We start from the raw sequence: 1,630 nt of genomic DNA on the forward strand, positions 1-1,630 counted from the left end.
TACCTGCTCGAAATCCAGTCCGGCCTCGTCACCGCCTCGGTCGGCCCCTCCGTCACCTCCGTCTACGACGCCCGCCCGCGCATGCGCGACGCCCTGTTCCTCGCCGTGTCGCAATCCGGCCGCAGCCCCGACATCCTCAACCTCGCCCGCGCCGGGCGCGACGACGGCGCCCTGACCGTCGCGCTCGTCAACGACACCGCCTCGCCGCTCGCCTCGACCTGCGAGGTGGTGCTGCCGCTCCATGCCGGCCCCGAGACCAGCGTCGCGGCCACCAAGTCCTTCATCGCCGCGCTCGCGGCCGGCTTGCAGCTCGTGGCGCACTGGTCGCAGGACCGGGCGCTGCTCGATGCCCTCGACACCCTGCCCGACGTGCTCGCGAAGGCCGCCACCGACTGGTCGGCCGCCCTGCCCGCCCTGAGAGAGGCCGACAACCTGTTCGTCGTCGGCCGCGGCGTCGGCTTCGCGGTCGCCCAGGAAGCCGCCCTCAAGCTCAAGGAAACCTCCGGCGTGCACGCCGAGGCGATGAGCGCCGCCGAGCTGATGCACGGCCCCTGGACGCTCGCCGGCGAGCACTTCCCGATCCTGGTGCTGAGCCAGCGCGACGAGACCCTGAGCGGCGTCAGCGAGCTCGTGACCAGGCTCACCGAGCAGGGCGTGCCCGTGATCGTCGCCGGCGCCGCCGAGGGCCGGGCCCGCGTCACCCTGCCGGGGATCGAGGACGCACATCCCACTCTCGCGCCGATCGCGCTGATCCAGAGCTTCTATCCGCTCGTGAACGCCATTGCCTTGGCGCGCGGCCGCGACCCCGACCAGCCGCCGCGCCTGCGCAAGGTGACGGAGACCGTGTGATGGCCACCGCTCTCATCGGCGCCCGCGTCTTCGACGGCGCGCACCTGCTCGACGGCCGTGCCGTCGTGATCGACCACGGCCGCATCCTCGGCCTGGTGCCCGAGGCCGATCTCGGCACCGGCCTCGAGCGCCGGCGCATCGCAGGCCTGCTGGCGCCCGGCTTCATCGACGTGCAGGTCAATGGCGGCGGCGGCGTGCTCTACAACGACGTGCGCASSCTCGAGGGCCTGCGCACCATCGCCGAAGCCCACCGGGCCTACGGCACCACCGGGCTTTTGCCGACCTTCATCACCGACACCCGCGCGACCATGGCGGAGGCGCTCGCGGCGATGCGCCAGGCGCTGGCGGCCCAGGTTCCCGGGGTGCTCGGCATCCATCTCGAGGGCCCGTTCATCAGCCCGGAGCGCAAGGGCGTGCACAACCCGGCCTTCATGCGCCCGCTCGAGGAGGAGGACCTGGCGCTGCTGACCTCGCTCACTGAGGGCCGCACGCTGGTGACGCTGGCGCCCGAGCGCACCGGCATGGAAGCCATTGCCCGTCTGGCGGCGGCCGGCGTGCTGGTCTGCGCCGGGCACACGGCGGGCGATTATGCCACCATCCTGGAGGCGGTGCGGCACGGCCTGCGCGGCTTCACGCATCTCTACAACGCGATGCCGCCGCTGGCCGGGCGCGATCCGGGCCCGGTGGGGGCGGCGCTCGACAGCCCGGAGACCTGGTGCGGCCTGATCGTCGACGGGCACCATGTGAGCGATGCGGCGCTGCGGATCGCGATTGCGGCCAA

The 1,630-nt window shown here is 72.9% G+C and carries 2 protein-coding genes; both read left to right on the forward strand.

Features of this window, described 5'->3' with window-relative positions; all coding sequences use genetic code 11:
- Nucleotides 1-849, forward strand: an 849-nt coding sequence (locus AB4097_RS21420) for an SIS domain-containing protein (RefSeq protein ID WP_442043311.1), incomplete at its 5' end; no start/stop codon positions are given.
- Nucleotides 849-1,630 (forward strand): N-acetylglucosamine-6-phosphate deacetylase (locus AB4097_RS21425; RefSeq protein ID WP_442043313.1); only part of this gene is annotated, 782 nt, incomplete at its 3' end. The genes AB4097_RS21420 and AB4097_RS21425, both read left to right, overlap by 1 nt.

This window comes from Microvirga sp. 2MCAF35, from assembly GCF_052115545.1.
GTDB lineage: Bacteria > Pseudomonadota > Alphaproteobacteria > Rhizobiales > Beijerinckiaceae > Microvirga.